This window comes from Mycobacterium shimoidei (assembly GCF_900417275.1).
In the GTDB taxonomy this organism is placed as follows: domain Bacteria; phylum Actinomycetota; class Actinomycetes; order Mycobacteriales; family Mycobacteriaceae; genus Mycobacterium; species Mycobacterium shimoidei.
The window spans coordinates 874,880-900,958 of the sequence record NZ_UEGW01000001.1 but is presented as its reverse complement, the minus strand read 5'-3'; the positions used below and the strand labels follow the sequence as shown (position 1 = coordinate 900,958).

The following is a 26,079-nucleotide window of genomic DNA, read 5'->3' as shown; positions in this document are numbered from 1 at the left end:
AATGAGCACAGTCCATTCATCAATTGATCAACACCCCGATTTGTTGGCTCTGCGCGCGCGATACGAGCGTGCCGCCGAATCGATGACCGCGCAGGTAACCTTCGGGCTCGCGCTGCTGACGGCGGTTTATACCGCGGTATCGCCGTGGATCGTCGGATTCCACGACGCCCGGCCGATTGCCGTCAACGACCTCGTCGTCGGCCTCGTGGTTGCCATGCTGGCATTCGGATTCGCGGCTGCGTTAGACCGCACGCATGGCATGACCTGGACCATGCCGGTTTTCGGCGTGTGGCTCATCGTCTCGCCATGGGTCGCTCACGGTGTTTCGACCACCCATCCGATGATTTGGTCGAACGTCGTGGCAGGAGCGTTGCTGACGTTCCTTGGTCTCAATGCCGCGTATTTCGGTATGCGCGCGCGTAATTCGGCCACTGGCTGAGCACCGCTCAGCTGCAGACCGCTCCGATCGCCGCCGAGCCCACCAGCTTGATGTACTTGGCCAGCACGCCGGTGGTGTACCTCGGCGGCAGCGGAGTGAATCCCGCACGACGGGAGGCGAACTCGTCGTCGTCCACCAGCACGTCGAGAGTGCCGTTGGCGACGTCGAGGCGGATGCGGTCGCCGTCGCGCAGGAACGCGATCGGTCCGCCATCAACCGCCTCCGGGGCGACGTGCCCCACGCACAGACCGGTGGTGCCGCCGGAGAACCGGCCATCGGTCAATAGCAGGACGTCCTTACCCAATCCGGCGCCCTTGATGGCGCCGGTGATCGCCAGCATCTCGCGCATGCCCGGGCCGCCCTTGGGGCCTTCGTAGCGGATCACCACCGCGTCGCCGGCGGTGATGGTGCCGTTTTCCAGCGCATCCAACGCCGCCCGCTCCCGGTCGAAAACCCTCGCGGTGCCCTCGAATATGTCGGAGTCGAACCCCGCCGACTTGACCACCGCGCCCTCGGGCGCCAGCGACCCGTGCAGAATGGTGATCCCGCCCGTCGGGTGCAGCGGGTTATCAAGTGCACGCAGCACCTTGCCGTCGGGGTCGGGTGGTGCGATGTGGGCGAGGTTTTCAGCCACGGTCTTGCCGGTCACCGTCAGGCAATCGCCATGCAGCAGGCCGGCATCCAGCAGCGCTTTCATTACCACCGGCACCCCGCCGATCCGGTCTACATCGACCATCACGTGCTGACCGAACGGCTTGACGTCGGCCAGGTGCGGCACCCGCGAGCCGATGCGGTTGAAGTCCTCGAGCGACAGCTTGACGTTCGCCTCATAGGCGATCGCCAGCAGGTGCAGCACGGCGTTGGTCGACCCGCCGAAGGCCATCACGACCGCGATCGCGTTCTCGAACGCCTCCCTGGTGAGGATGTCGCGCGTGGTGATGCCGCGGCGCAGCAGTTCGACGACGGCCTGGCCGCTGTGCCGGGCGAACGCGTCGCGGCGGCGATCGGTGGCCGGTGGTGCCGCGCTACCGGGCAGCGACATGCCCAGTGCCTCCGCGGCGCTGGCCATCGTGTTGGCGGTGTACATCCCGCCGCACGCGCCCTCGCCGGGGCAGATGGCCCGCTCGATCGCGTCGACATCTTCGCGGGGCATCAAGCCGCGCGCGCAGGCGCCGACGGCCTCAAAGGCATCGATGATCGTGACCTCGCGCTCGCTGCCGTCGGAAAGCTTCGCCCGGCCGGGCAGAATCGAGCCCGCGTAGAGAAACACCGCGGCCAGATCCAAGCGGGCAGCGGCCATCAGCATCCCGGGCAGCGACTTGTCGCAGCCGGCCAGCAGCACCGATCCGTCCAGTCGCTCGGCCTGCATCACCGTTTCGACACTGTCGGCGATCAGCTCCCGGGACACCAGCGAGAAGTGCATGCCCTCGTGGCCCATCGAGATGCCGTCGGAAACCGAAATGGTCGCGAACTCAAGCGGATAGCCGCCCGCTGCGAACACACCCTCCTTCACTGCCTGGGCGAGGCGGTCCAACGACAGGTTGCACGGCGTGATCTCGTTCCACGATGACGCCACCCCGATCTGCGGCTTGGCGAAGTCGTCGTCGTCCATGCCGACCGCGCGCAGCATTCCGCGGGCGGCGGCTTTTTCCAGCCCGTCGGTGACGTCCCTACTGCGCGGCTTGACGTCGGGGTTTGTGGCGGTGGTGGGGGGCTTGTTTGCGGGCACCGTCCAAGTATGCGCGTGGCCATACTGGGGCCCAAATCAATTTCGATACCCCGCAGGGGTATCAGGTACCGTGGTGGTATGGCGGTGACCGGCGACATCGGCGCCGCACGGCAAGCCGAGATCGACCCGATGACCAAGTTCCTGGAGGCCAGATGACAACCCCCAGCTCGTCCGCGCACGGCTACACGGCGCAAAAGGACAACTACGCCAAACGGCTGCGCCGCATCGAGGGCCAGGTGCGCGGCATCGCGAAGATGATCGACGAGGACAAGTACTGCATCGACGTACTCACCCAGATCAGCGCCGTCAACAGTGCCCTGCGGTCGGTGGCGTTGAACCTGCTCGACGAGCACCTCGGCCACTGTGTCAGTCATGCGGTGGCCGACGGCGGCGGCCAGGCCGAGCAGAAACTGGCCGAGGCCTCGGCGGCGATCGCGCGACTCGTGCGCTCATAGCGCTCAGGGAAAGTCGCACGCACCCGAAAACTCGTGATTGAGTAACGGGCGTGGGGGCACTGCGTACGGTGAATGCAGCGCGATCGCGCCGCAGGTTGGCCGACCCCGCACCTCGCCCCATGACTGCCCAGACCCGAACCATCCCCACCGGACCGTGGACGCTGCGGACCGCCGTGCAATTGTCGGTGCTGGCCGCGGCGGCGTTCATCTACGTGACCGCCGAGATCGTGCCGGTGGGCGCGCTTCCCGCGATCGCTCGCGATCTGCATGTCAGCCTGGCCCTGGTCGGCACGCTGTTGTCGTGGTACGCGCTGGTGGCGGCGCTGACGACGATCCCCCTGGTGCGCTGGACCGCGCATTGGCCGCGGCGGCGCACACTGCTGGTGACGCTGGTGTGCCTGACCACCTCCCAGCTCATCTCGGCGTTGGCGCCCAATTTCGGGGTGCTGGCCGCAGGACGGGTGCTGTGCGCGGTCACGCACGGGCTGATGTGGTCGGTCATCGCCCCGATTGCGACGCGGCTGGTGCCGCCCAGCCACGCCGGACGTGCGACGACGGCGATCTACGTGGGTACCAGCCTGGCCCTGGTCGTCGGCAGCCCGCTGACGGCGGCGATGAGCCTGATGTGGGGATGGCGCTGGGCCGTGGTGGGCGTGACCGTCGCCGCAGCGCTCGTCACGCTGGGCGCCTGGCTGGTGCTGCCGCGGCTGGTGCTGACCGCCGAACAGCTCGAGCGTGTCGGCCCGCGGGCACGTCACCACCGAAATGGGCGGCTGTGGGCAGTGAGCTTGCTCACCATGCTGGCCGTCACCGGTCACTTCATCGCCTACACCTTCATCGTCGTGATCATTCGCGACGTCGTCGGGGTGCGGGGACCGAATCTGGCCTGGGTGCTGGCGGTCTACGGGATCGCCGGGCTGGTGGCGGTCCCCGTGGTGGCGCGACCGCTGGACCGACGGCCCAAGCGCGCCGTCATCATTTGCATGGCCGGCCTGGCCGCGGCACTGGTGATATTGACAGCACTCGCCGTCGGCGGCCGGTCAGGCCCGGCAAACGTGCTGGTGGGGACCGGTGCGATCGTGCTGTGGGGGGCGATGGCCACCGCGGTCTCGCCGATGCTGCAGTCCACGGCGATGCGCAACGCCGCCGGCGACCCGGACGGGGCGTCGTCGCTGTACGTCACGGCTTTCCAAGTCGGCATCATGGCCGGATCGCTGGCCGGTGGGCTGCTCTACGAGCGCAGCGTGCTGGTGATGCTGGCCGGATCGGCGGTGCTGATGGGTGCCGCGTTGGCCGGCATGACGGCCAGACGCCACATCTTCGACGTCGACTACGGCGACCGGCTCTGAGGCGCCGCCGTCGCGCGGCTTGTTATTTGCCCAGTTCAGTGCGTTGAAGGGCGCCGCTGGGCGGTTGCACAATCGGGTTCTGGCCGCCGTGCTGTGCCAAACTGGTTGGGAATGTGACTGGAGGTGTGGATATGTCACGAAGGACGAGGGGAACTCTCGTCACGGCGCTCAGCACGATCGGATTGAGCGCCGTGCTGGCGTTCAGCACAGGTCTGGCGTTAGCCGACCCCGATCAGCCGCCGCCCGGCCAACCTGGTGTGGTGGACCCTGCTGCTGCCGATGCGCCCCCGCCCCCCGCGGCCGCGTCGAGCACCTCGACAGTGTGCCCGCGGTCGGCCGANGGTACCGCCGGCAGCCCCGGCCGTGGCACCGCCGCAGCAGCCCCCGGCCGATCCGCTGGCATTGCCGCAGCAGCCCCCGACTGATCCGTCGGCTCCAGCGGCGACACCGGCTGCCGTGCCGACGGGCCCGGTGGCCGGACAGAACCCGGAGCCGTTTATCGGTCAGCCGCCGTTCGTGCCGCCGACGTTCGTTCCGGTCAGCGGCTCGACCGTCGGTGTCGCCCAGCCGATCATCATCAACTTCGCGCGGCCGATCGCCGACCAGGCCATGGCCGAGCAGGCGATTCACATTTCGTCGACCCCACCGGTGCCCGGCAAGTTCTACTGGATGACGCCCAGCCAGGTGCGCTGGCGGCCGATCAACTTCTGGCCGGCGCACACCGCGGTGCACATCGACGCTGCCGGCACCATCTCGGACTTCTATATCGGCGACGCGCTGGTGGCCACCGCGGACGACGCCACCCACACGATGACCGTTACCCGCAACGGGACCGTCGAGAAGACCATCCCGATGTCGATGGGGATGTCGGCGGGCGGCCACCAGACTCCCAACGGCACCTACTACGTGTTGGACAAGAAGGCCAAGGTGGTGATGGATTCCTCCACCTACGGGGTGCCGGTCAACTCGGCCTACGGCTACAAGATCGACGTCGAAAACGCCGTCATGTTCGACAACAGCGGCGATTTCGTGCACAGCGCTCCGTGGTCGGTGGCCGATCAGGGTAAGCGCAACGTGAGCCACGGCTGCATCAATATCAGCCCGGCCAATGCGAAGTGGTTCTTCGACAACTTCGGCACCGGCGATCCGATCGTGGTGAAGAACTCCAGCGGTGGGACCTACTCCAAAAACGACGGCTCCAACGACTGGCAGCTCTAGCGCCTGCCCGCGCTAGTTCCAGATCCGGACCCGCCGAGCGGGCTCCAGGTACAGCTCGTCGCTCTCGGTGACGTCGAAGGCCTCGTAGAAGGCATCGATGTTGCGGATGACGCCGTTGCAACGAAACTCCGGCGGTGAGTGAGGGTCGACCGCCAGGCGTCGAATCGCTTCGGCGTCACGGGATTTCGTCCGCCATACCTGTGCCCAGCCGAAGAACACCCGCTGCATGCCGGTAAGTCCGTCGATCACCGGTGCGGGGCGCCCATTCAGCGAAAGCTGATAGGCGAGCAACGCGATAGACAGGCCGCCCAGGTCACCGATGTTCTCACCGACGGTGAACGCGCCGTTGACATGATGACCGTTGCCCAAGCTCCGCGGCGTGTACACGTCGTATTGCTCGATCAGCGCCTTGGTGCGGGCCCCGAACTCCGCACGGTCGTCGTCAGTCCACCAGTCGACCAGATTGCCGTCGCCGTCGTACTTGGCGCCCTGATCGTCGAACCCGTGCCCGATCTCGTGACCGATCACTGCGCCGATACCGCCGTAGTTGGCGGCGTCATCGGCGTCCGGGTCGAAGAACGGTGGCTGCAAGATGCCTGCCGGAAAGACGATTTCATTCATCCCCGGGTTGTAATAGGCGTTGACGGTTTGCGGCGTCATAAACCACTCGTCACGGTCGACCGGGCCGCCGAGTTTCGCGAGCTCACGGTCGTGGTTTACGGCGTAACCGCGTTGGTAGTTTCCGTACAGATCGTCGCGGTCGATCACCAGTGCCGAATAATCCCGCCACTTCTTGGGGTAACCCACTTTCGCGGTGAACTTGTCGAGCTTGGCCAATGCACGTTCCCGCGTCTGCGGGGTCATCCAGTCCAGGTTGGTGATGCTGATCCGGTAAGCCTCGCGCAGGTTGTCCACCAATTCGTCGATGCGGGCCTTGGCGTCTGGTGGGAAATGCCGTTCGACATAAAGCTTTCCGACGGCATCACCGAGCAAGCCCTCGACCAATGACACTCCGCGCTTCCAGCGTTCCCGAATCTCTTCCGCCCCGGTCAGCATGCGGCCGTAGAAGGCGAAGTCCTCGCGCACCAACGCATCGGTGAGCAGTGAGGCGCGCGCGTGAATCAACCGCCAACGTGCCCAACGCTTCCAGTCTTCGAGGCTCTCGCTGCGCCACAGCGCAGCGAACGAGGAGAGGTAATCAGGCTGGCGTGCAACGAGTTCGGCGACCAAATCGGGGGTGCTGCCCAGCGCGGTCACCCAATCGACCCACGGGAAGCCCGGCGCCTGCTGCTGCAGTTCGGCGAAGTTACTTAGGTTGTAGGTCAGCTCGGCGTCCCGGCGCTTGACCACGTCCCAGTGCGCGGCGGCGAGCTTGGTCTCCAATGCCACGATGCGCTCGGCGGTTTCGGCGTGATCGGCCGGCTCTCCGCCGTACACCAGCGCGAACATCCGGGCGATGTGGCCGGGATAGGCGGCCAGCACCTCGGCGTGCTGCTCGTCGCGGTAATAGGACTCGTCGGGAAGACCGAGTCCCGACTGGGTGACGTGCACCAGATAGCGCGTCGAGTTTTTCGCATCGGTGTCGACGTAGATGCCCACCCCGCCGCCGACACCGGTGCGCTGCAGCGCACCGATTATGGCCGCCAGCTGATCGGGACTTGCGGCGTCATCAATGCCGGCCAGCTCGTCGAGCAGCGGCGCCACACCACGGCGCTCCACCGCCTCCTCGTCGATGAAGCTGGCGTAGAGGTCACCGATGCGTTGTTCGTCGGAGCCGGGGCCGGCCCGTCCAGCGCGCTGCTCGCTGGCTTCGACGATCAGGTCGCGCACTTGCACCTCTGCCCGGTCGAACAGCGACCGGAAGGCGCCGTCGGTTGCGCGGTCGGCGGGGATCCGATACTCGGCCAACCAGCGACCGTTGACATGGCCGAACAGGTCGTCTTGTGGGCGGACGTCACCATCGACATGGCTCAAATCGATGCCAGAGCGAAGAGCTTGAACTGTCACGTCGCCATCCTTCCATCTGTCCGCGTCGGCGTGGACGCGCCGCAGGAACCCCGGGTAACGGTTGGCGATGTCGGGTACCCTCACCGCCATGCCTGACGAGGAACAGCCCGAAGCGCCGGCCGAGCAGGACGCCCCCACGGCCGAGGATCAGACCGAATCATCGATCGAGGACAGCGCAGCAGCCGAGGAAGAACCCGAATCGGCGGCCGACGAGGACGACGAGGACCAAGCCCGGGTGCCCGAGCGATCGGGCGGGCCAATCTTCTCCGTCTACGGCATCGCGTCGGCCGTCCTGGGACTCTTGTCGGTGGCCGCGATCGTGGTGGGTGTGATTTTTTGGATGCAACACCGCGACCATGTCGACGAGCGTTCCTACCAGAACCGGGTCATGGGTACTGCGGGTAGCTGGGCAACCCTGTTGATCAACCTGAACCCCAACAACCTGGAGGCCGGCACGCAGCGCCTGCGTGAGAGAACGGCCGGCCCGCTCAACGCGAATTTCGATTCTGTTTTTGCGCCCTATCGGGAACGGGCGGAGAAGCTGCAGTCGCGCAGCACGGGGCGCATCGAGTCACTGGCGATCGAGCGGCTGCACAACGACGCGGACGCTGCCGGTGGCACTGAGCCGTCGAATCCCACCGGCAAGTCGAATGTGGGCCGCCGCACCGACACCGTCACGGTGATCGCGATGTCGGTCGTCGAAAACCCAGGCGGTAAGCCGACGGGCGTGCGCTGGAACCTCCAGCTGGACGTCTCCGACGTGAACGGCAAGCTAATGATTTCACAGCTGAGGGCGATCAAATGAGCAACCAGCCCAAGCGTTCGATGCGAAATCTGTGGCGGATGCTGGCTTTTGACATTGCCGCTCCGCTGGCCGCCATAGGCGGTCTGGTGATGGTCGGCGTGGTGCTGAGGTGGCCGGCGTGGTGGATCTCGGCGTGCTCGGTGCTGATCCTGCTGATTGTCGAGGGCGTCGTCGTGAATTTCGTGCGGCTGCGCCGTGAGTCGGTGACGGTCGGCACCGACGACGCCGGGCCGCGGCTGCGGCTCGCCGTCGCCGCGCTGTGCTTGGCTGCTCTGGTGGCGGCGGTCGTCCTCGGCTACACCCGCTGGACGATTCCCGACCGGGACTTCGAACGCGACTCCGCCGAGGTGGTGCAAATCGCCGCCGACGTGGCGCAGGAGACGGCGACGGTCAACGCCAGCAGCCCGACAGCGTCGATCGACAAGGCCGTGCAGCGGGTGGCACCCGAGCAGGCACAGGCGTTCAAAGAACGATTCGAGAAGATCGCCACGAATCTGGCCAGCCACAACGTCAACATTGAGGCGTCGGTCATCACGGCCGGGGTCGAGCTCGGACAAAACGGCGCCAAGGTGGCGGTGGTACTCCACAGCACCCAAAGCACTTGGGATCAACCGCCGAAAACCAGTGTGGTCCCGGCGCGGGTGACCCTGCGCAAGGAGAACGACCGCTGGCTGGTGCTTGACGTGTCGCCGATCCAAGCCCGCTGACAGCGGCGGCGGTCCCTCGGCGCTAAGTGGGTGGCGGTAGCCTCACGGCCATGCCTGACGGGGAGCAGACCCAGAGCGCCGACGACGCCGGATCGACCGACGAACCCTCGGACGTTCCGGTCTTCTCCGCCTACGGTGTCGCATCGGCCGTGCTCGGCGTGCTGTCGGTGGCGGCGATCGTGTTGACCGGCATGATCTGGACGACGCACCGCAGCGACGTCAACGACCGGCGCTATCTGGGCCGAGTCATGCAGACCGCCGCCGAGTGGACCGGCGTGCTGATCAACATGAACACCGACAACATCGACGAGAGTCTGCAGCGGTTGCACGACGGGACCGTCGGTGACCTCAACGCCGACTTCGACTCCGCGATCCAGCCCTACCGGCAGGTGGTGCAACGGCTGAAGTCCCGCAGCACCGGCCAGGTCGAGGCAGTGGCGATCGAGGCGGTGCACCACGAGTTGGACGCCCCGCCGGGCGGCCGCCCGCCCGCCGAACCGTTGCCGGCGGAGATGGCCAAACGCACCGACAACGTCATGGTGGTCGCCACGTCGGTCAACGAAAACACCGGTGGCAAGCCGCAGATCGTGCACTGGCATCTGCGGCTGGCCGTCTCCGACGTGGACGGCAGACTGTTGATCTCGCGGTTGGAGTCAATCCGATGAGAAATCGACTACGGCTGGCGCTGTTCGACGTCCTCGCACCGCTGGCCACCATCGCCGCGCTCGTTCTGATCGGTGTCGTGCTGGGCTGGCCGCGGTGGTGGGTGGCGGTGTGCGCGGTGCTGGTGCTGCTGGTGGTCGAGGCGGTCGCGATCAATTTCTGGCTGCTGCGCCGTGATTCGGTGACCATTGGCACCGATGACGACCGCCCGGCGCTGCGGTTCGTGGTTGTCGGACTGTGTGCGAGCGCGCTGATCGCCGCAACGATCGTCGCGTTCAACGGCTGGAGTACGCCCGACCGGGATTTCAAACGTGACTCGGCCGAAGTGGTGCGGATCGCGACCGAGATGGCCGAGGCGACGGCCACGTTCACCCCGGGCCACCCGGCGGCCTCGATCGACCGGGCTGCGGCGTTGATGGTGCCGGAGCAGGTACAGGCGTTCAAAGACCAATTCGCTAAGGCCACTGCCGATCTGGCGCAACGCAACGTCGTTGCTCAGGCGTCCACGTTGGAGGCCGGCGTCGAGGCGATCGGACCATCCGCGGCCAGTGTGGCGGTGATCATGCGCGGGACCCGGAACACTCCCGGGGAGCAGCCCGAGCACTCGGTGCTCGCGTTGAGGGTGGCGCTGACCAAGAAAGACGATCGGTGGCAGGTGCTGGAAGTGGCACCCATCCACGCGCGCTGAGTAGCTCAGCACAAGCGGGCGTGCTCGACCATCAGGCAACGGTCCATCACGACCTGCAGTCCGGCGGCCTGTGCGTCGCGGCCCACCTGCTCATGCCACAGACCCTGCTGAAGCCACAGGGTTTTCGGCCGCGGTTGCAGCGCGAGTGTTTCGGCCAGCACGGACGGCAACTCGTCGAAGCGCCGGAAAACGTCCACCAGGTCCGGAACCACCGGTAGGTCGGCCAGCCGGGGATACACCCGGGCGCCGTCAATGTCGGTGATCGTCGGGTTGACCGGAAACACCTCGTACTGGCCGGTGGAGCGCAGATACGAATAAATCTCGTAGCTGGGCCGGCTGCGCTTGGCTGATGCTCCGATTACGGCGACGGTGCGGGTCTGTCGCAGGATTCGGCGCAGCGTGGTGTCGTCGGGCCGGCCGATGCTCAACTATCGTCCTGGCCACGCTCGGAGCGCGCCTTGGCGAACCGGTCGGACAGCCGTCGCATCCGGATCATCAGCGAGGCCGACGGGCTGATCTTGGCTTCCAGATAGTCGGCCAACTCTTCGGCGGGCACCCCGATGCGCGACGCGAATTCCCGTGGCGCCAAGCCGGATCGCTCCATCAGCAGCCGGACGTGGCGGGCAACCTCAGCGCGCTCGTTGGCCTCCAGATGCGCGCGGGCGCGGTCCAGCACCTCGGCGAGCGCTTTGGAAATGCCGTACGGGCGGGAATCCTCCAACACCTCTTCGACCTGGCGGGCGGTCCGCCCGAACGGGTCTCGTTTGAGCGCGACGGCGATCTGCTGCCAGGTGGAGATGTCGCCGCCCTCGAGCGCCGAACGGATCGCCGAGGTGGGCCACAACTCCACCGGCTGGTCGGCGTAGGACGGGGCCTTGACGCGCCGCTGCGGGGACGGGCCGGATCGGCGTTCGGCCGGGGACCGATGCGGCGCCGGTCCGGGGCGTCGGTCCGCAGCCAACGTCACCTCGCCTCCTCGAGCATCGCCACCGCTACCGACAGGCAGCGCTGCCTGACCTCATCCCAGTTTGCCTTGCCATCGGCATCTGGCCACTGATCGTCCTCGAGATCGGACGGGTGCGGATCGGCCAGCCGACGAACCAGCTGGGTAGCGATCCATTGTCGCCTCGGTGATTGACAACAGTAGTACCTGTCCATCCCGGCCAGGACCACCGCCGCGGTTTCGGGCTCCATCGCGTCGACCAGCTCAGCAAATTCGGCGTAGTCGCGGGTGCTGTTACGCGACATGATCAGGTAGCCCTTGAGACGCAGAGTTTCGGCGCCGGTGGGGATCTGCAGCCGGTCACCGGTCGGCAACTGCACATGGGTGGTTTCCACCGGGCTGCTGCGCTGGTAGGCCGGCTGATCGGTGTCGCTGTCCGACGCCGCGGTCTGCAGCGCGTCGAGGGCGACCGAGAGCCGACCGCGCCACAACGTGACCGGGTGCAACGGCCGCGCGGTACGCCCGGCACCGTTGCCGGGCGGCGAGCCGCCGGCGAGTTTCCTGGCCGCGGCCTGACCGTTGCCCGCGGTGGCCGCGGCCCTCGAGGCGGGCAGTGCGGCCTCGCCGTCGCCGCCCTTGACTCGTGCCCGCAAGCTGCCGTTGCGTCCGCATCCGCTGAAGGCCAACGGATCTGCCACGCAAATCGCATCGGGCGCAAGGTGTTTGAGCTTGGCGGCGGATTTGAGCACAACCCGCAGGTCCGCTCCCGGCACCGCCGCCGCAGTGATGTCATCGGGGATCATCACGACGTCCCCGAGCTCTACCTTGGGCAAGGGCTTTTCGAAGTCGACCGACGGCAAGATGCGGTGCAGCCATGACGGCAACCACCAGTTCCATTGGTCGAACATCGCCATCAGCGCCGGAACCATCAGCAGCCGCACCACGGTGGCATCCACCGCGATCGCCACCGCGCAGGCGACTCCGATCTCGGCGACCAGCGGCATACCGGCGAAGGCGAAGCCGATGAACACCGCGATCATGATCAGCGCCGCGCTGGTAATGGTGCGCGCGCTGGTGCTCACCCCATAAGCCACCGCGTCACGGGTATGCCCGGTTTGTAAGAACCGCTCCCGGATTCGGGTCAGCAAGAAGATCTCGTAGTCCATCGACAACCCGAACGTCATCGCCAGCACCAGCGGCGGAACGGTGGAATCGATCGACGTGATCGGGGCGAACCCGAGCTTTTCCAGCCACCCCCACTGGAAGACCATCACCAGGCTGCCGTAGGCGGCGGCCACCGACAGCAGGGTCATCAGCACGCCCTTGAAGGCCAAGAACACGGACCGGATCGAGACCAGCAGCATCACGAACGCGATCAGTGCCACAAACACCAGCACCAGCGGCTGGGTTTTGGCCACCTGGTCGTCGAAGTCCTTGATCAGCGCCGTCGGCCCACCGACATCGACCTGCGCCGAACCGATCTCGGACACATGCGGCAGGTGGGCACGCAACCAGTCGACGGTGTGGCGGGCGGCCAAATCCTCGGGATCCACTGCCAAGATCGCCGCCACCATCGCGCTGCTGTTGTCGTCGGCGAACACCGGCGGGGCCACCGAGACGACGTCGGGGGCCTGCGCGACCTCGCGGCTCAGCCCCTTCAGTGCCTGACTGTGCTTGGCCGCGGACGCGCCGCCGTCGGGGAAGCTGACCAGGATCTGCACCGGCCCCAACGCGCCGGGCCCGAGCGCGTCCGCCGCTCCGGCCACCCCGGCGCGGATCTCGTGTGCCGAGTCGAACTGCCGCAGCAGGCTGTTTCCCAGCACCATCGACAGCGCCGGTGTCGCCATGGTGAGCAGCACCGCGGACGCGGCCAGCGCCGCCGCCCACGGCCGGCGCATCACCGCAGCGACCCAGTGCATCCAGAACCGTGACTGGGTGGACTCGGGCCGGCGCGACCAGTGCAGCATCGCTGACCTCTTCGCCGCAGCCCGGCCGAAGGTCGCCAGCACCGCCGGCGTCATCGTGGTCGAGGTCAGCATCGCCACCGCGACCGCAAGGATGGCGCCGGTCGCCATCGACGCCAGCGCTGGAGTGTCGATCAGGTAGATGCCGGTCAGGGAGGCGACGACGGTCATGCCGGACAGCACCACCGCCAGGCCCGAGGTGGCCATCGCCGCGTCCACCGCTTCCTGGGGTTGACGGCCGGCCCGCAGCTCTTCACGGAACCGCATCAAGATGAACAGCGAGTAGTCGACAGCCAGCGCGATGCCGAACATCGACACCGTCGAGGTGACGAACACCGACATCGTCATATAGGCCGACAGCAAATAAACCATGCCCATCGTGATGGCGACCGTGCAGATCCCCAGGGCCAGCGGGATGGCTGCCGCGGCAAGCGAACCGAACACGGCGAGTAGCACAATCAGGATGATCGGAAGGTTCCAGCGCTCGGCCGCGGCGATGTCGTGTTTGGTGTTGGCTGCCGCTGCCGTGCTCAGGGCGCCCTGACCGATGACGTGTAGGTGTACCCGGCCGTTGTCGATGCGTCCCGGCTGATCGCCCTCGACGCCGATTTTGGCGCGCAGTTTTTTGGCGGCGTCGCTGGCGCTGGCGCTGCCCGAGTCCAACCGCAACGACACCACGTACGGGCGATCCGGCTGGGGCGGTCGCTGAGCCGGGTTGGCCACGATCACCACGTCGGGAACCTCACCGGCGACCCGCTTGAGCAGCGCGACGGCCCTGTTCATGTCCTCGAAACTGGCGTCCGCGCGCGGCGCCGCCACCAGCGCCAACGGCGAGGCGCCCAGATCGGGGTAATGGGCCTCGAGCTCATCGTGGACCCGCAGCGACTGCGAGCCGGCCACCTCGAAGCCGCCACCGGTCAGGTGACCCGATCCGGTCACCGTCAGATAGATCGCGGGCACCAGCGCAAGCAACCAACCTGTGAAGACCAGCCAGCGGACGCGACGCAGGCTGCTGCTGAGGCGCATCATGAACTGCTGGATGGTCGCTCTCCCCGCACTCTGCTATTGCGCTGCTGTTGTTGCGCGGCGACCCGCGCTTGCGGTGGGCCGCTCCCGCGTTTCGTGCAGGCGAGCCTACCTCAGCACGCCGTCTGTTGACTGGGGTTAGGGGTCGCTGAGCTGCAACGACTCAGCATCGGCGTTCGGCCCCACCCGCTCGTGGGCCGGACAACGCCCCCCGCCAGCCGGATTGGCGGCGTCACCGCGCGCGATGGCAGGATGTCGATCGGCTTAAGGAGAATTCATGACCATGTTGCGCCGCAACCTCTTCGGCGTTCTGGCGGCGACTGCGCTGGGGCGGCACCGTGATCCTGGCGCAGGCTGAGCCGACGGCAGTCGGCGCGTCTGATCCGTGTGCGGCCAGTGAGCTGGCGCGAACGGTCGGATCCGTCGCCACGTCAGTGGGCGACTACCTGGACTCGCACCCGGAGACCAACCAGGCGATGACCACCATGCTGGCGCAACCGGCCGGTCAGCAATCCGCCAATTCCCTGAAGGGCTATTTGGACGCCAACCCGAAGGTGGCCGGCGACCTGCAGACGATCTCGGCGCCGCTGACCGGGTTGTCGATCAAGTGCAGGCTGCCGATCAGCGTTCCGCAGATGCTGGGCCTGATGCAGGGCACGCAGGGCGCGCCGCCCGGGGGCTTACCGGCGGCGCCTGCTGGACCGACCGGACCGTTACCCGGCCCGCCGCCGGCGCTGCAGATCAGGTAGGCGCCGGCCCGTTTCCGCGCTCGGGCTCAGGCGGGGGCAGCGGTCCTTGCAGGGCGTCGGCGCCCGGATCGGCGGGCGAGTCACCGGGTGGCGTCGGGGCCGCGTCCGCACCAAGTTGCGCTGAGCTCGGCTCCGCGTCGGGGTCGACCTCGTTCTCGGTGCGGAACATGAAGAAGAACACCACCCAGCCGACAGCGGCGATCAACAACCAGCTGATCACCCGGTAGATCAACATCGCCGAGATGGAGTCGGGCAACGACATGCCGCTGGACACCAGGCCCGGCACCAGCACCGCCTCGACGACCAACAGCCCGCCCGGCATCAACGGGATGGTGCCGACGGCGCGCGCCGCCGCGTAGGCGACCGTCAACCCGGCCAGCGACGCGTTTCCGCCGGCAGCGTAGGCGGCGAAACCCAGGCAGGCCACGTCGGCGGTCCAGTTGAACAGCGACCAGCCGAACGCCACCGAGAGATCCCGGCGGCCCAGGCTGACCGACTCCAGCTGGTTGAGGATTTCACGCCACTTCGCCAAGCCGGTGTCGGACGGTTTGCCCCGCACCGAGTTGACGCAGGACAGCACCCGCACGCCGATTCCGTCGATCAGCTCGGGCCGGGACGCTACCGCCTGCGCGAGCAGCAGCAGCGCGACGAACCCGCCCAGGGTGAACAGCAACGAGAACGGGTTGTTCTTCGCGCCCAGCAAAAAGGCACCGCCCAGACCGAGTAGCGCCAGCCCGACCGCTTGCAGCACCCCTGACATGACCAGCTGCCAGGACGCCACGAGCGTCGACGCACCCCAAATCCGTTGCTGTCGAAGGAGAAAGGTGGCCGACAGCACCGGCCCGCCGGGCAGCGTGGTACTCAGCGAGTTCGCGGCGTAGAACGCGGCTTCGGACCGCCACTGCCGGACTCGTACCCCAGCGGATCGCAACAGGGTGCGCTGGATTTGCGCGAAGCTGTGCATTGACGCGGCGGCCGCCACCATGGCGGCCAGCAACCACCACCACTTCGCTGAGTACAGGCTCTGCCATGCCTTGGCCAGCTGATCCCACACCAACGTGACTTCGACCGCGAGCACGATCGCGACGACGCCCAAAATGACCCAGCGGAGCCACCAGTACCTGCCGCGGGCGGGCGCCTCGGCCTGACCATGGACGTTTCTGGGCGGCGCGTCGTGCGACACGTGCTTTAGGGTAGCCGCGCATGTCCCGCCAGGATGGTCGCTGTCCAACGCGCCGTGTCGGTATTTGCGCCGGTTACGCTTAGCCGCATGCCGTCGATCGACGACTCGGTCCAGCCCCTGGTCCGCAAGAGCGCGGCATGGGCCTGGCGGCTGCTGGTGATCCTGGCTGCCGTGGTCGCGTTTCTGTGGGTCGCGAAAAAGCTCGAGATCATCGTCGTTCCGGTTTTGGTGGCGTTGATGCTGAGCGCGTTGCTGGTCCCGGCGGTGGACTGGCTGGATCGCCGACGCCTGCCGCGCGGTCTCGCGGTGACGCTGGTGCTACTGTCCGGCTTCGCGATTCTCGGCGGCATCCTGGCGTTCGTGATCACCCAATTCGTGGTCGGGCTACCGGACCTGGTGGACCAGGTGACACACAGCATCGACACCACCCGTAAGTGGCTGATCGAAGGACCGCTGCATTTAAGCCGCCAACAAATCGACAACGCCGGCGACGCCGCGATCGAGGCGCTGCGCAACAATCAGGCCAAGCTGACCAGTGGCGCGTTGTCAACGGCGGCAACCATCACCGAAATCGTGACGGGCGCCCTGCTGACGTTGTTCACCCTGATCTTTTTCCTCTACGGCGGGCGCAACATCTGGCAGTACGTCACCAAGATCTTTCCCGTCGCGGTGCGCGAACGGGTGCGCGAGGCGGGCCGGGCCGGCTACGGCACGCTGATCGGTTACGTCCGCGGCACCTCGCTGGTGGCGTTGGTCGACGCGGTGGGTGTCGGCATTGGGCTGGTGATCCTGGGCGTGCCACTTGCGCTTCCACTGGCGTCGTTGGTGTTCCTCGGTGCCTTCATCCCTCTGGTCGGTGCGGTGATCAGCGGCTTCCTTGCGGTGGTGGTAGCCCTGCTCGCCAAGGGGTTCATCTACGCGTTGATCACCCTCGGTGTGATCATCGGCGTCAATCAGCTTGAGGCGCACATCCTGCAGCCGTTGGTGATGGGGCGCGCGGTGTCGATTCATCCGCTGGCGGTCGTGTTGGCGATCTCGACCGGCGGCGTGCTCGCCGGGATCGTCGGCGCGCTGTTGTCCGTACCGGCGGTGGCCTTCCTCAACAACGCCTTCAAAGTGCTGCTGGCCAGAGAGCCCTCCGAAGAGGCCGAGGTGCTCACCGAAAACGGCGATGCCGTGATGACGGCCGAACCGGATGACGTGGCTGAGGAACACGCGCAGTCGAAAGCCGAACGGTTGGGTTAGAAACGTCCTTCTCTGCGCAGCAGATCCTGGGCGCTCAGCTTGCCGCGGCGCTGCCGCGGCGGCTCGGCGTTGGGCGCATCAGCGCCTCGTGCATCCAATTTCTCGGTGGCCGGCTCGGATTCGTTGTCGTCCGGTGGAACGGGAATCGCTGTGGTGGCGTCGTCGCTGTTGGACTCGCCGGCCGGCGCTGAGGGCGTCGGAGTGCTGCCCGTGGGACGCGAATCACCTTGACGTTCAGGAGTTTTGGGTCCACGAAGCTCATTGAGCCAGGATTCGATCTCGCGATCTCCCGCGGCGGTCGGTTCACCCGGCGCCGGTGGGTGCTCGCGGCTCGGGGCGGGATCGGGTGTGGCGAAGCGTGTCGTCGCCGGCTCCGGTGGCTCCGCCGCTCGCATCCGGGTGGTGCCGGTGGTCGATGGTCCATCCTGGGCCGGGCCCCGGTAATCCGGCCGGGCGGGCGGGCGCGGACGAGCCCGCGTGGCCGGGTGAGTGGGGTCGTGCGGCGGTCGCGGCTTGACGGCGACCGGGCCGCCCGCGCCGGCGGCAGCCCGCGCGGGCCGACGGGCGGCGGGCAGTTTCCGCTCGTCGGGTAGATGTATTTCGCCGAGCCCGAGCCGGTTCTGCATCCGTTTCATCCACCGCGGCGCCCACCAGCAGTCGTCGCCGAGCAGCTTCATCACCGAGGGCACCAAGAACATTCGCACCACGGTCGCGTCCAGCAGCAGCGCGGCCATCAAGCCGAACGCCAGGTACTTCATCATCACCAGGTCGGAGAACACGAACGAGCCGGCAACCACGGCAAGCACCAACGCCGCCGCGGTGATGATGCGACCGGTCGTCGCGGTGCCGATCCGGATTGCCTCCGCGGTGGACATGCCGCGTTCGCGCGCTTCAACCATCCGGGAAACCAGGAACACCTCGTAGTCGGTGGACAAACCGAAGACCACCGCGATGATCAAGCCGATGACCGGCGCAGTCAGCGGGGTGGGAGTGAAATTCAGCAGGGTGGCGAAGTGCCCGTCGACGAATATCCATGTCAAGATGCCCATCGTGGATCCCAGCGTGAGCGCACTCATCACCGTCGCCTTGATCGGCAGCACCACCGAGCCGAACGCCAAGAACATCAACAGCGTGGTAGTCGTCAACAAGATGACGAGCATCAACGGCATTTTGCCGAAAATGCCGTGAATCGAGTCCTGAACCAAGGCCTGGGTGCCGCCAACCATCACGGTGAGGCCCTTGGGTGCGGCGATCGCCCGCAGATCGGCGATCTTCTTTCCCGCGTCGTTGGGGTTCACCAAGCCGTTTTGGATCACGCGCACCGACGGATCCTTCGATGCGCCTTGCGCATACGGGCGTTCCTGCCACATCTGGCTCGAATCGCCGTTGGGGTCGATGAACCCGGGTATCGCCATTGCCTTGTTGCGAATCTCGGCGAGTTGTTGGTCGGTGACCGGTTTGTGGTCGTTGTTCTGGACGACCAGCGTCACTTGCTCGGTGCGATACCCCGGAAAAAGCTTGTCGAAATGTTCCTGGGACTGCCGAACGGAATTGTCTGGGGGCAAATACTTTTCGCTGAAGCCGCCGAGTTGGAGCTTGAACACCGGGAAGATCAGCGCGATCATGACGAGCACGATCGGGGCGGCGTAGAGAACCGGCCGCTTCATCACGCGGTTGACCAGCTTGCCCCAGAACTCGTGCTCGACCTCTTCGCGGGTCTTGGTCTTTTGCAGCAGGTTGGCCAGCCAGTTGAGGTAGGCGCGGGAAACCTTCCAGTTCGCCAGGAACGGGACCTTGAGCAAGGTCCGCACGCCCAGCGCGTCGACGTGGCTTCCCAGGATGCCGAGCACGGCCGGCAGGATGGTGATGGACAGGATCGCCGAGAGCATCACCGACGCGATCGTGGCGTAGGTCAGCGACTTCAAGAACCCCTGCGGGAACACCAGCATGCTTGCTGCTGAAACCGCGATCAGGACCGCAGAGAACGTGACCGTGCGTCCGGCCGTCATCATCGAGCGGCGCACTGCGGCCTCGGTGTCGTAGCCCTCAGCGATCTCCTCGCGGAACCGGCTCACCACGAAAAGCCCGTAGTCGACAGCGATGCCGAGACCGACCAGCGTCACGACCGGCTGTGCGAAGAAATGCACGGGCCCGAAAATTGCGGTGAAACGCAAGATCCCGAGTGCGCCCGCGATGCTCAGGCCGCCGACCATCACCGGGAGACAGGCCGCCACCACGCCACCGAAAACCAAGAACAGCACCACCGCGACCAGTGGCAGGGCCAGCACTTCCATCCGGCGTTCGTCTTGGGCGATGGTGCCGGTCAGCCCCTCGGCCACCGGTTCCAGGCCGGCCAGTTGCACCCGGCCGCCGTCGAGCTTCTGCAGTTCCGGCGCCACCTCCTTGTAGTTGTTCAGGATGGTGTCGTCGTCGTCGCCCTTCAGCGGGATGGACACGAAGGTGTACTTCTTGTCGGCGGTCTTCATGCCCTGCACCACTTGGCTCGTCGAGTCAGGTGCGCGCAGATATCCCGCCCAGCCGATGACCTGGTCGGGGTGATCTTTGACGAACTTGTTGAGGTCATCGGCGATCTTCTTCGACCAGGCCTTGTCGTCGATGGTCTTGCCTTCGGGTGCCGGCAGCACGGCCACGATATGGCCGGTGCGGTCGCGGCCGTAGACCTCATCGGCCAGCACCGAGGCCGTCACCGACTGGCTGTTGTCGTCATAGAAACCGCTCTGCGTGAGGTGCTTGCCCAGGCTCATCCCGAAAATGCCGCCGCCGAGGCACAACGCCACCATGACCCCGATGACGATGTACCGATAGCGGTACACAGTTCGACCCCACCAGGCGAACACGTCAGCTCCTTACCGGATCGGTGGCGACCCGCGCATTGGGTTTCCAGTTATCACACACGCGAGGTCAGCAGCGACGACAACGGCCGATACGGCTGCAGCCACGCTCCTTGCTCAGGCAGCGAATCCAGTCCGATTCGCGGCAGCGGCTCCCGAAAGACACCGTCGATGTCCTCCAGGTCGACGAACTCCAAGCTATCCGACGCTAACGCCCAACTCGCGTGTTCGCGAAATCCGAGCACCTGGACGGGCACCCCCGCGCGGGAGATCTCCTCCAGCGGTTCGCGAAATGCCTGCCCGTCGGCGGAAGCCACCACCAACGCCGCCAACCCCTCGTCTCCGCGTTGCGCGATGTGCTGCAGCATGTCGGAGTCGACGTCGCTGTCCTCGTCGACCTTCGGCTTGGCGAAGACGGCGAACCCCACGTTACGCAAGGCATCCACCCACGGCCGAACCACGTCGGCGCTACCGGGCGCGATGTTGGTGAACACGGTGGCCTCGGGCTCGGCCGAAATGTCGTCCGCACGGGCCGCCACCTCGGCGGTGCGGGCCAGCAACCAGCGGCCCAGCGCGTCGAAACGTGGCCGCTCCAACGCGGTCGGTCGGCGCCCCAGAATGGAACCCAGGCCCATGTCCAGGTTGGGTGCGTCCCAGACCAGCAGTACTCGGCGCGCACCGGCGTCGATCCCGGGGACCTCCGGCGGGGACACCGGCGCGGAGACCGCGTCGGGTTCGGTCGTCGGTTGGTCGATCAGGCTCATGGTTGACGTCTTTCCCAGACCAGCTCGGTGACGGCACTGCCGGCATCGCGCGCCTTGCTCTCGTATTTAGTAGTCGGCCGTGCGACCGAGATCGGTAGTCCCGGCGTACCCGGATCCACCCGACGTAATCGAGGTTCGGCGTCGCCGACCTCGGCGATCTGCTCGGCGTAACCGGCGTGGTCGGTTGCGACGTGCAGTATTCCGCCCGGCTTCAGCCGGTCGGCGATCAAGCCCACAATGGCCGGCTGCAGCAGCCGACGCTTGTGGTGGCGGGCCTTGGGCCACGGATCGGGGAAGAACACCCGCACCCCGGTCAGCGAACCGGGCGCCAACAGGTGTTCCAGCACGTCGACGGCGTCCCCGCGGACCAGGCGGATGTTGCTGATCCTCTCGCGCGCGATGGCGCTCAGCAGTTGTGCAAGTCCCCGCCGATACACCTCGACGGCGATCACATCGACATCCGGTTCGGACTGCGCCATCGCGACCGTCGAAGTTCCGCTACCGCAGCCGATTTCCAGAACCAGCGGCGCCTGGCGCCCGAACCATGCGCTGGTATCCAGCGGCGGGGCCGGCCCGTCGGCGTCGCGCGCGACCACGCCGAGCTTTGGCCATAGCCGCTCCCAGGTTTGCTGTTGAGCGGCCGTCAAGGCCGAGCGGCGGGTCCGGAAGCTGGTGGTACGGGGATAGCCCCCCGTATGCCGCGGTGCAGGCACGCCGGCATCGGGGCGCGTTTCCACGCCGGGCTGTGCGTGCATCCGTCCATCGTTACCCATAACTCATGGTGTAGCCGCATCGTGTTGCAGATTGATACCCAACAGTTGCCTTCGGCTGGTAGCTGTAATCACTGGCTCGCGGCCCAGCGGCCCGGATGGCACGATGCGCCTAGCCCGCTCGGCGACAATGCAGGCCGGGCACGGTGAAGCGGCCAGCGGCAACCAGGCAGGACATGATCGGACAAGGGCACCAGGTTTTCACCGATGAGCTGGCGCGATTCGCTGCCACGAGCGGCGATGCGCTCTGCGCGGTGATTGTCGAGCGACTCGCCGCGCCACTGCGGGTGGTGGTAACCGGTCGCGCGGGCGTCGGCCGCCGTACCGTTGCTCGGGCCCTTGGCCGGTGCGGGGTGACGACGTGCGCGGGACCGGCTGACATGCAGGTCCATGTCGTTGTCGAGGTGGTCAAGCCCGAGGACCGGGCGGCGGTCGCGGCGGCGCGGCATCCGCTGCTGGTGGTGTGGAACAAGGCCGACGTGACTGGGGAACCGCACGTCATCCCGGGCGTCCCGGTCGAGCCGATGGTGGCGTTGCTGGCGGTCGCCGAGCTCGACGACACCGCATGGATCGCGCTGCAAGCGCTGGCCGCCGATCCCTGCGATGTGAATTCGTGGGAGAACTTTGTGACCGCCGACCACGCCATCCCGGCGCAGACGCGGCGGCGACTCCTGGACGTTTTCGATCTCGTCGGCATCGCGCAGATGGTTGCCGATATTCGCCGCGGCGCCCCTAAAGCTGTCGTGCAGGCCCGGCTGCGGCAGCGCAGCCGGGTCGACGCCGTCGTCGCCAAAATCACCGCGCTGGGCGCCGCGGTGCGCTATCAGCGGATCCTCGAGGCCGTCGCGGAAATGGAGGCGCTGGGCGTCAGCGATCGGCGGGCCGCCGAGTTCTTGACCCGCGACGCCACCGTGGTCGCGCGGATGGCCGCCGCGATGGACGCCGTCGAGGCCGCCGGACTGCCGGTGGATCGGGGCGACAGCCCGGCGGCGCATCTGCGGCGGGCACTGCGCTGGCAGCGCCACCGCAGCACGGGCGTGCACCGCGGCTGCGGCGCCGACATCGCCCGGGGCTCGTTGCGGCTGTGGGCGCGAGCCGGGGGAGTGTCATGACCGACCCGGTCGCCGAGGTGGACGCCATGATCGGCGCGATCAGCCCGCGGCTGCCCGCTCCCACGGTCCAGCGCCGCGACGTGGTGCTGGTGACCGGACCGTGGCTGGCCGGCGTCAGCGGTGTGGCCGGCGCGCTGGCCGAACGGTTGCCGCAGTACACGTTTGTCGAGTCGACGGAACTGGCCTCCGGCGAGGCGCCGATGGCGGTGGTGTTCGTCGTGTCGGCCGCGACCACGCTGACCGGATCCGACGTTGCCCTGCTCGACGCCGCGACGCCCGACACCGACGCGGTGATCGGCGTGGTATCCAAGGTCGACCTGTACCCCAACTGGCGCGACGTGCTGATCACCGACCGCGACACGCTGGCCACCTACGCTGCTCGCTACGGCCGGGTGCCCTGGGTGGGGGCCGCCGCCGCGCCCGAGCACGGCGAACCCCGCGTCGATGACCTGGTCGCCGCGGTCCAACGACTGCTCGCCGAGCCGGACCTCGAGCGTCGAAACCGGTTGCGGGCGTGGGAATCGCGCCTGCGCAGCCTCGCCTGCCGATACGAGCGCGACGCCAACGGCGCGGGTCGCCGGTCACGGATGGAGGCGTTGCGCGAGCAACGCGCCGCCCTGCTGCGACAGCGGCGACTGTCCAAATCCGAGCGCACCATCGCGTTGCGCAGCCAGACGCAGCAGGCCAAGGCCCAGCTGGCGTACTTCGCGCGCAACCGCTGCACCTCGGTCCGTTCGGAGCTGCAGGAGGATATCGCCGCGCTGAGCCGCCGGAAGCTGGCGGACTTCGAGCCCTACGCCCGCGACCGCCTCGAGCGGGTGATCACCGAGGTCGACGACGGCATCACCGAGCAGCTGACCGATGTTGCCCACGCACTGGACCTGGCGGTTGACCCGCCGGCCGCCGATTTGCCGAGCGTGGACGTCGGGGCGCCGCCGCTGAAATCGCGGCGGCTGGAGACCCGGCTGATGATGCTGTTGGGCGCGGGCTTCGGAGCCGGTGTGGCGTTGACGCTGAGCCGACTGGTGGCCGACCTGACTCCCGGGCTGACCGCGGTCGGGCTTGTCGCCTGTGTGGCGATCGGGTTGGCCGTGACCGTGTGGGTGGTCGGCACCCGCGGCCTGCTGGCCGACCGCGGGGTTCTCGACCGCTGGGTGGGCGAGGCGACCGGGTCCGTGCGGGCCGCTGCCGAGCACCTGGTTGCCACCCGGGTGCTCGCCGCCGAATCGGCGCTGGGTGCCGCGCTGGCCGACCAGGATGAGACCGAGGCCGCGCGGGTCAAACACGACGTCGCCGCCATCGACGCCGAGCTGCGCGAGCACGCGGTCGCCGCGGCGCGGGCCACGGCCCAGCGCGACCGGGAGATGCCCACCCTGCAAGCCGCTCTGGCCGCGGTGCGTTCGGAGCTCGGTCAGCCGGGCGTTGCGACCCCAACAGTTGTGGCAGATGAGGCGATCTGAATCGTTCCTGTGAGCGAGCCGATACGCTCCCGGGCCTTTTTGGGTATACGGCCCGCGATAACCTGTTCTAAGGGTTACCGCAAACCCGGAGCCTACGTCCGCAGAGCATGCAGGAGATTTTGATGACCTCAGCGACCGTCCCCGGTCTGGATACCGCGCCGACAAATCACCAGGGCCTGCTGGCTTGGGTAGCGGAGGTCGCTGAGCTCACACAGCCGGACCGAGTGGTCTTCGCTGACGGCTCCGACGAGGAGTGGCAACGGCTGGCCGACCAGCTGGTCGAAGCCGGCACATTGAAGAAGCTGAACGAGAAGAACCACCCGAACTCCTATCTGGCGCTCTCTGACCCGTCGGACGTGGCGCGGGTGGAGTCCCGCACGTTCATCTGTTCCGAACGCGAGGAAGACGCCGGCCCCACCAACAACTGGATGGACCCGAACGAAATGCGGGCCACCATGACCGAGCTTTACCGCGGGTGCATGCGTGGCCGCACCATGTGGGTGGTGCCGTTCTGCATGGGTCCGCTGGGCGCCGACGACCCCAAGCTCGGCGTGGAGATCACCGACTCCGAGTACGTCGTCATGTCGATGAAGGTGATGACGCGGATGGGCACGGCCGCGCTGGAGAAGCTCGGTGACGACGGCTTCTTCGTCAAGGCGTTGCATTCCGTCGGCGCGCCGCTGGAGCCCGGTCAAAAAGACGTTCCGTGGCCGTGCAACGAAACCAAATACATCACCCACTTCCCGGAGACCCGGGAGATCTGGAGCTACGGCTCGGGTTACGGCGGTAACGCGCTGCTGGGCAAGAAGTGCTATTCGCTGCGGATCGCCTCGGCGATGGCCCGCGACGAGGGTTGGCTCGCCGAGCACATGCTGATCCTCAAGCTGATCTCGCCGGAGAACAAGGCGTATTACTTCGCCGCGGCGTTCCCGTCGGCGTGCGGCAAGACCAACCTGGCGATGATCCAGCCGACCATTCCGGGCTGGCGCGCCGAGACGCTCGGCGACGACATCGCCTGGATGCGCTTCGGCAAGGACGGCCGGCTCTACGCGGTCAACCCGGAGTTCGGTTTCTTCGGGGTCGCGCCCGGCACCAACTGGAAGTCCAATCCCAACGCTATGCGCACCATCGCCGCCGGCAACACCATCTTCACCAACGTCGCGCTTACCGACGACAACGACGTGTGGTGGGAAGGCCTGGAAGGCGAGCCGGATCACCTGATCGACTGGAAGGGCAACGACTGGGTCATCCGCGAGACCGAAACCAAGGCCGCGCATCCGAATTCGCGGTACTGCACGCCGATGTCGCAATGCCCCATCCTCGCCCCGGAATGGGACGACCCGCAGGGCGTGCCGATCTCGGCCATCCTGTTCGGCGCCCGCCGCAAGACCACGGTGCCGCTGGTGACCGAGGCCCGCGACTGGCAGCACGGCGTATTCATGGGCGCCACCATGGGCAGCGAGCAGACCGCCGCCGCCGAGGGCAAGGTCGGCACCGTGCGGCGCGACCCGATGGCCATGCTGCCGTTTTTGGGCTACCACGTCGGCGACTACTTCCAGCACTGGCTGGACCTCGGGAAGAACGCCGACGAGTCCAAGCTGCCGAAGGTGTTCTTCGTCAACTGGTTCCGCCGCAGCGAGGACGGCAAGTTCCTGTGGCCGGGCTTCGGTGAGAACAGCCGGGTGCTGAAGTGGATCGTCGATCGCATCGAGCACAGGGCCGGCGGCCGGGACACCCCGATCGGCGTCGTGCCCGCCGCCGAGGACCTCGACCTGGACGGGCTGGACGTCGACCCCGCCGACGTCGAGCGCGCCCTGGCCGTCGAACCCGGCGAATGGCGCGAGGAACTGCCGATGATCGAGGAGTGGTTCGAATTCATCGGCGACAGGCTGCCTACCGGCGTCAAAGACGAGTTCGAGGCGCTCAAGCAGCGCCTGGGCTAACCGCTTTC

The 26,079-nt window shown here is 67.0% G+C and carries 22 protein-coding genes and 1 pseudogene; 14 read left to right on the top strand and 9 right to left on the bottom strand.

Going from position 1 to position 26,079, the window contains the following annotated elements:
• Position 1: 1 nt before the first annotated feature.
• Positions 2-439, top strand: coding sequence for an SPW repeat protein (locus MSP7336_RS04375; RefSeq protein WP_069394244.1), 438 nt, complete (start codon positions 2-4; stop codon positions 437-439).
• A gap of 7 nt (positions 440-446) precedes the next feature.
• Here MSP7336_RS04375 and ilvD read toward each other — a convergent pair whose 3' ends face one another.
• On the bottom strand, positions 447-2,168 hold the full coding sequence (gene ilvD, locus MSP7336_RS04370) for a dihydroxy-acid dehydratase (RefSeq protein ID WP_069394245.1): 1,722 nt from the start codon (positions 2,166-2,168) through the stop codon (positions 447-449).
• A 9-nt stretch (positions 2,169-2,177) separates the two neighbouring features.
• Between ilvD and MSP7336_RS23680 the strand changes: the two genes are divergently transcribed.
• The 4 genes and pseudogenes from MSP7336_RS23680 to MSP7336_RS04355 all read left to right on the top strand — a co-directional run bounded on the left by MSP7336_RS23680 (position 2,178) and on the right by MSP7336_RS04355 (position 5,190).
• Entirely contained in the window at positions 2,178-2,324 is a 147-nt protein-coding gene (locus tag MSP7336_RS23680) for a hypothetical protein (RefSeq protein WP_157123569.1), read from the top strand.
• Entirely contained in the window at positions 2,321-2,623 is a 303-nt protein-coding gene (ricR, locus tag MSP7336_RS04365) for a copper-sensing transcriptional repressor RicR (RefSeq protein ID WP_069394246.1), read from the top strand. Before MSP7336_RS23680 ends, ricR begins: the two co-directional genes overlap by 4 nt.
• Before the next feature lie 119 nt (positions 2,624-2,742).
• Complete coding sequence (locus MSP7336_RS04360; protein WP_113963131.1) at positions 2,743-3,972, top strand: MFS transporter; 1,230 nt, start codon at positions 2,743-2,745, stop codon at positions 3,970-3,972.
• A 131-nt stretch (positions 3,973-4,103) separates the two neighbouring features.
• A pseudogene (locus MSP7336_RS04355) lies at positions 4,104-5,190 on the top strand (L,D-transpeptidase).
• Between the two features lie 12 nt (positions 5,191-5,202).
• Here MSP7336_RS04355 and MSP7336_RS04350 read toward each other — a convergent pair.
• The gene (locus tag MSP7336_RS04350) at positions 5,203-7,197 is read right to left on the bottom strand and encodes a M13 family metallopeptidase (RefSeq protein ID WP_244917412.1); all 1,995 of its coding nucleotides are present in this window, start codon (positions 7,195-7,197) and stop codon (positions 5,203-5,205) included.
• 88 nt (positions 7,198-7,285) lie between these two features.
• Here MSP7336_RS04350 and MSP7336_RS04345 point away from each other — a divergent pair, with 88 nt between their 5' ends.
• From MSP7336_RS04345 to MSP7336_RS04330, 4 genes are read left to right on the top strand one after another with little or no spacing between them, the layout of a single operon-like run.
• Positions 7,286-8,002 carry a hypothetical protein gene (locus MSP7336_RS04345; RefSeq protein WP_113963129.1) on the top strand — a complete coding sequence of 239 codons (717 nt, stop codon included), beginning with the start codon at positions 7,286-7,288 and terminating at the stop codon, positions 8,000-8,002.
• 20 nt (positions 8,003-8,022) lie between these two features.
• Positions 8,023-8,709, top strand: a complete 687-nt coding sequence (locus MSP7336_RS04340) for a hypothetical protein (protein ID WP_113964774.1) — start codon at positions 8,023-8,025, stop codon at positions 8,707-8,709.
• A gap of 50 nt (positions 8,710-8,759) precedes the next feature.
• Positions 8,760-9,374, top strand: coding sequence for a hypothetical protein (locus tag MSP7336_RS04335; RefSeq protein ID WP_113964773.1), 615 nt, complete (start codon positions 8,760-8,762; stop codon positions 9,372-9,374).
• Positions 9,371-10,060, top strand: a complete 690-nt coding sequence (locus MSP7336_RS04330) for a hypothetical protein (protein ID WP_113963128.1) — start codon at positions 9,371-9,373, stop codon at positions 10,058-10,060. Before MSP7336_RS04335 ends, MSP7336_RS04330 begins: the two co-directional genes overlap by 4 nt.
• 5 nt (positions 10,061-10,065) lie before the next feature.
• Here the strand turns inward: MSP7336_RS04330 and MSP7336_RS04325 are convergent, their stop codons facing one another.
• From MSP7336_RS04325 to MSP7336_RS04315, 3 genes are read right to left on the bottom strand one after another with little or no spacing between them, the layout of a single operon-like run.
• Complete coding sequence (locus MSP7336_RS04325) at positions 10,066-10,488, bottom strand: CoA-binding protein (RefSeq protein ID WP_425325731.1); 423 nt, start codon at positions 10,486-10,488, stop codon at positions 10,066-10,068.
• The gene (locus MSP7336_RS04320) at positions 10,485-11,027 is read right to left on the bottom strand and encodes a transcriptional regulator (protein ID WP_069394252.1); all 543 of its coding nucleotides are present in this window, start codon (positions 11,025-11,027) and stop codon (positions 10,485-10,487) included. The genes MSP7336_RS04325 and MSP7336_RS04320 overlap by 4 nt, the downstream gene beginning before the upstream one ends.
• A complete protein-coding gene (locus MSP7336_RS04315) occupies positions 11,024-13,996 on the bottom strand; it encodes an MMPL family transporter (protein WP_113963127.1) in 2,973 nt (990 codons plus the stop codon). Before MSP7336_RS04315 ends, MSP7336_RS04320 begins: the two co-directional genes overlap by 4 nt.
• Before the next feature lie 335 nt (positions 13,997-14,331).
• Here MSP7336_RS04315 and MSP7336_RS04310 point away from each other — a divergent pair, with 335 nt between their 5' ends.
• Positions 14,332-14,742 carry a hemophore gene (locus MSP7336_RS04310; RefSeq protein WP_244917411.1) on the top strand — a complete coding sequence of 137 codons (411 nt, stop codon included), beginning with the start codon at positions 14,332-14,334 and terminating at the stop codon, positions 14,740-14,742.
• Here the strand turns inward: MSP7336_RS04310 and MSP7336_RS04305 are convergent.
• A complete protein-coding gene (locus tag MSP7336_RS04305; RefSeq protein WP_181786551.1) occupies positions 14,735-15,925 on the bottom strand; it encodes a lysylphosphatidylglycerol synthase transmembrane domain-containing protein in 1,191 nt (396 codons plus the stop codon). The genes MSP7336_RS04310 and MSP7336_RS04305 overlap by 8 nt on opposite strands.
• 87 nt (positions 15,926-16,012) lie before the next feature.
• Between MSP7336_RS04305 and MSP7336_RS04300 the strand changes: the two genes are divergently transcribed.
• Positions 16,013-17,170 (top strand): AI-2E family transporter, encoded by a 1,158-nt coding sequence (locus MSP7336_RS04300; RefSeq protein WP_113963124.1) that lies wholly within the window; start codon positions 16,013-16,015, stop codon positions 17,168-17,170.
• Here MSP7336_RS04300 and mmpL3 read toward each other — a convergent pair.
• From mmpL3 to trmB, 3 genes are read right to left on the bottom strand one after another with little or no spacing between them, the layout of a single operon-like run.
• Positions 17,167-20,028 (bottom strand): trehalose monomycolate exporter MmpL3, encoded by a 2,862-nt coding sequence (gene mmpL3, locus MSP7336_RS04295; RefSeq protein ID WP_113963123.1) that lies wholly within the window; start codon positions 20,026-20,028, stop codon positions 17,167-17,169. The genes MSP7336_RS04300 and mmpL3 overlap by 4 nt on opposite strands.
• A gap of 50 nt (positions 20,029-20,078) precedes the next feature.
• The gene (locus MSP7336_RS04290; RefSeq protein WP_113963122.1) at positions 20,079-20,786 is read right to left on the bottom strand and encodes an NYN domain-containing protein; all 708 of its coding nucleotides are present in this window, start codon (positions 20,784-20,786) and stop codon (positions 20,079-20,081) included.
• On the bottom strand, positions 20,783-21,559 hold the full coding sequence (trmB, locus tag MSP7336_RS04285) for a tRNA (guanosine(46)-N7)-methyltransferase TrmB (RefSeq protein ID WP_113963121.1): 777 nt from the start codon (positions 21,557-21,559) through the stop codon (positions 20,783-20,785). Before trmB ends, MSP7336_RS04290 begins: the two co-directional genes overlap by 4 nt.
• Before the next feature lie 173 nt (positions 21,560-21,732).
• Here trmB and MSP7336_RS04280 point away from each other — a divergent pair, with 173 nt between their 5' ends.
• The 3 genes from MSP7336_RS04280 to MSP7336_RS04270 all read left to right on the top strand — a co-directional run bounded on the left by MSP7336_RS04280 (position 21,733) and on the right by MSP7336_RS04270 (position 26,071).
• Entirely contained in the window at positions 21,733-22,668 is a 936-nt protein-coding gene (locus tag MSP7336_RS04280) for a hypothetical protein (protein ID WP_113963120.1), read from the top strand.
• Entirely contained in the window at positions 22,665-24,128 is a 1,464-nt protein-coding gene (locus MSP7336_RS04275; RefSeq protein ID WP_113963119.1) for a hypothetical protein, read from the top strand. Before MSP7336_RS04280 ends, MSP7336_RS04275 begins: the two co-directional genes overlap by 4 nt.
• 122 nt (positions 24,129-24,250) lie before the next feature.
• Entirely contained in the window at positions 24,251-26,071 is a 1,821-nt protein-coding gene (locus tag MSP7336_RS04270) for a phosphoenolpyruvate carboxykinase (GTP) (protein WP_113964771.1), read from the top strand.
• Positions 26,072-26,079 lie beyond the last annotated feature (8 nt).

Bases quoted from the DNA above. Each gene is read 5' to 3' on its own strand.
- ricR (WP_069394246.1), top strand. From the start codon at position 2,321: ATGACAACCCCCAGCTCGTCCGCGCACGGCTACACGGCGCAAAAGGAC.
- MSP7336_RS04330 (WP_113963128.1), top strand. From the start codon at position 9,371: ATGAGAAATCGACTACGGCTGGCGCTGTTCGACGTCCTCGCACCGCTG.
- trmB (WP_113963121.1), bottom strand. From the start codon at position 21,559: ATGGGTAACGATGGACGGATGCACGCACAGCCCGGCGTGGAAACGCGC.
- MSP7336_RS04275 (WP_113963119.1), top strand. From the start codon at position 22,665: ATGACCGACCCGGTCGCCGAGGTGGACGCCATGATCGGCGCGATCAGC.
- MSP7336_RS04315 (WP_113963127.1), bottom strand. From the start codon at position 13,996: ATGATGCGCCTCAGCAGCAGCCTGCGTCGCGTCCGCTGGCTGGTCTTC.
- MSP7336_RS04290 (WP_113963122.1), bottom strand. From the start codon at position 20,786: ATGAGCCTGATCGACCAACCGACGACCGAACCCGACGCGGTCTCCGCG.
- MSP7336_RS23680 (WP_157123569.1), top strand. From the start codon at position 2,178: ATGCGCGTGGCCATACTGGGGCCCAAATCAATTTCGATACCCCGCAGG.
- MSP7336_RS04360 (WP_113963131.1), top strand. From the start codon at position 2,743: ATGACTGCCCAGACCCGAACCATCCCCACCGGACCGTGGACGCTGCGG.
- MSP7336_RS04280 (WP_113963120.1), top strand. From the start codon at position 21,733: ATGATCGGACAAGGGCACCAGGTTTTCACCGATGAGCTGGCGCGATTC.
- MSP7336_RS04345 (WP_113963129.1), top strand. From the start codon at position 7,286: ATGCCTGACGAGGAACAGCCCGAAGCGCCGGCCGAGCAGGACGCCCCC.
- MSP7336_RS04340 (WP_113964774.1), top strand. From the start codon at position 8,023: ATGCGAAATCTGTGGCGGATGCTGGCTTTTGACATTGCCGCTCCGCTG.
- MSP7336_RS04270 (WP_113964771.1), top strand. From the start codon at position 24,251: ATGACCTCAGCGACCGTCCCCGGTCTGGATACCGCGCCGACAAATCAC.
- MSP7336_RS04375 (WP_069394244.1), top strand. From the start codon at position 2: ATGAGCACAGTCCATTCATCAATTGATCAACACCCCGATTTGTTGGCT.
- MSP7336_RS04300 (WP_113963124.1), top strand. From the start codon at position 16,013: ATGCCGTCGATCGACGACTCGGTCCAGCCCCTGGTCCGCAAGAGCGCG.
- MSP7336_RS04335 (WP_113964773.1), top strand. From the start codon at position 8,760: ATGCCTGACGGGGAGCAGACCCAGAGCGCCGACGACGCCGGATCGACC.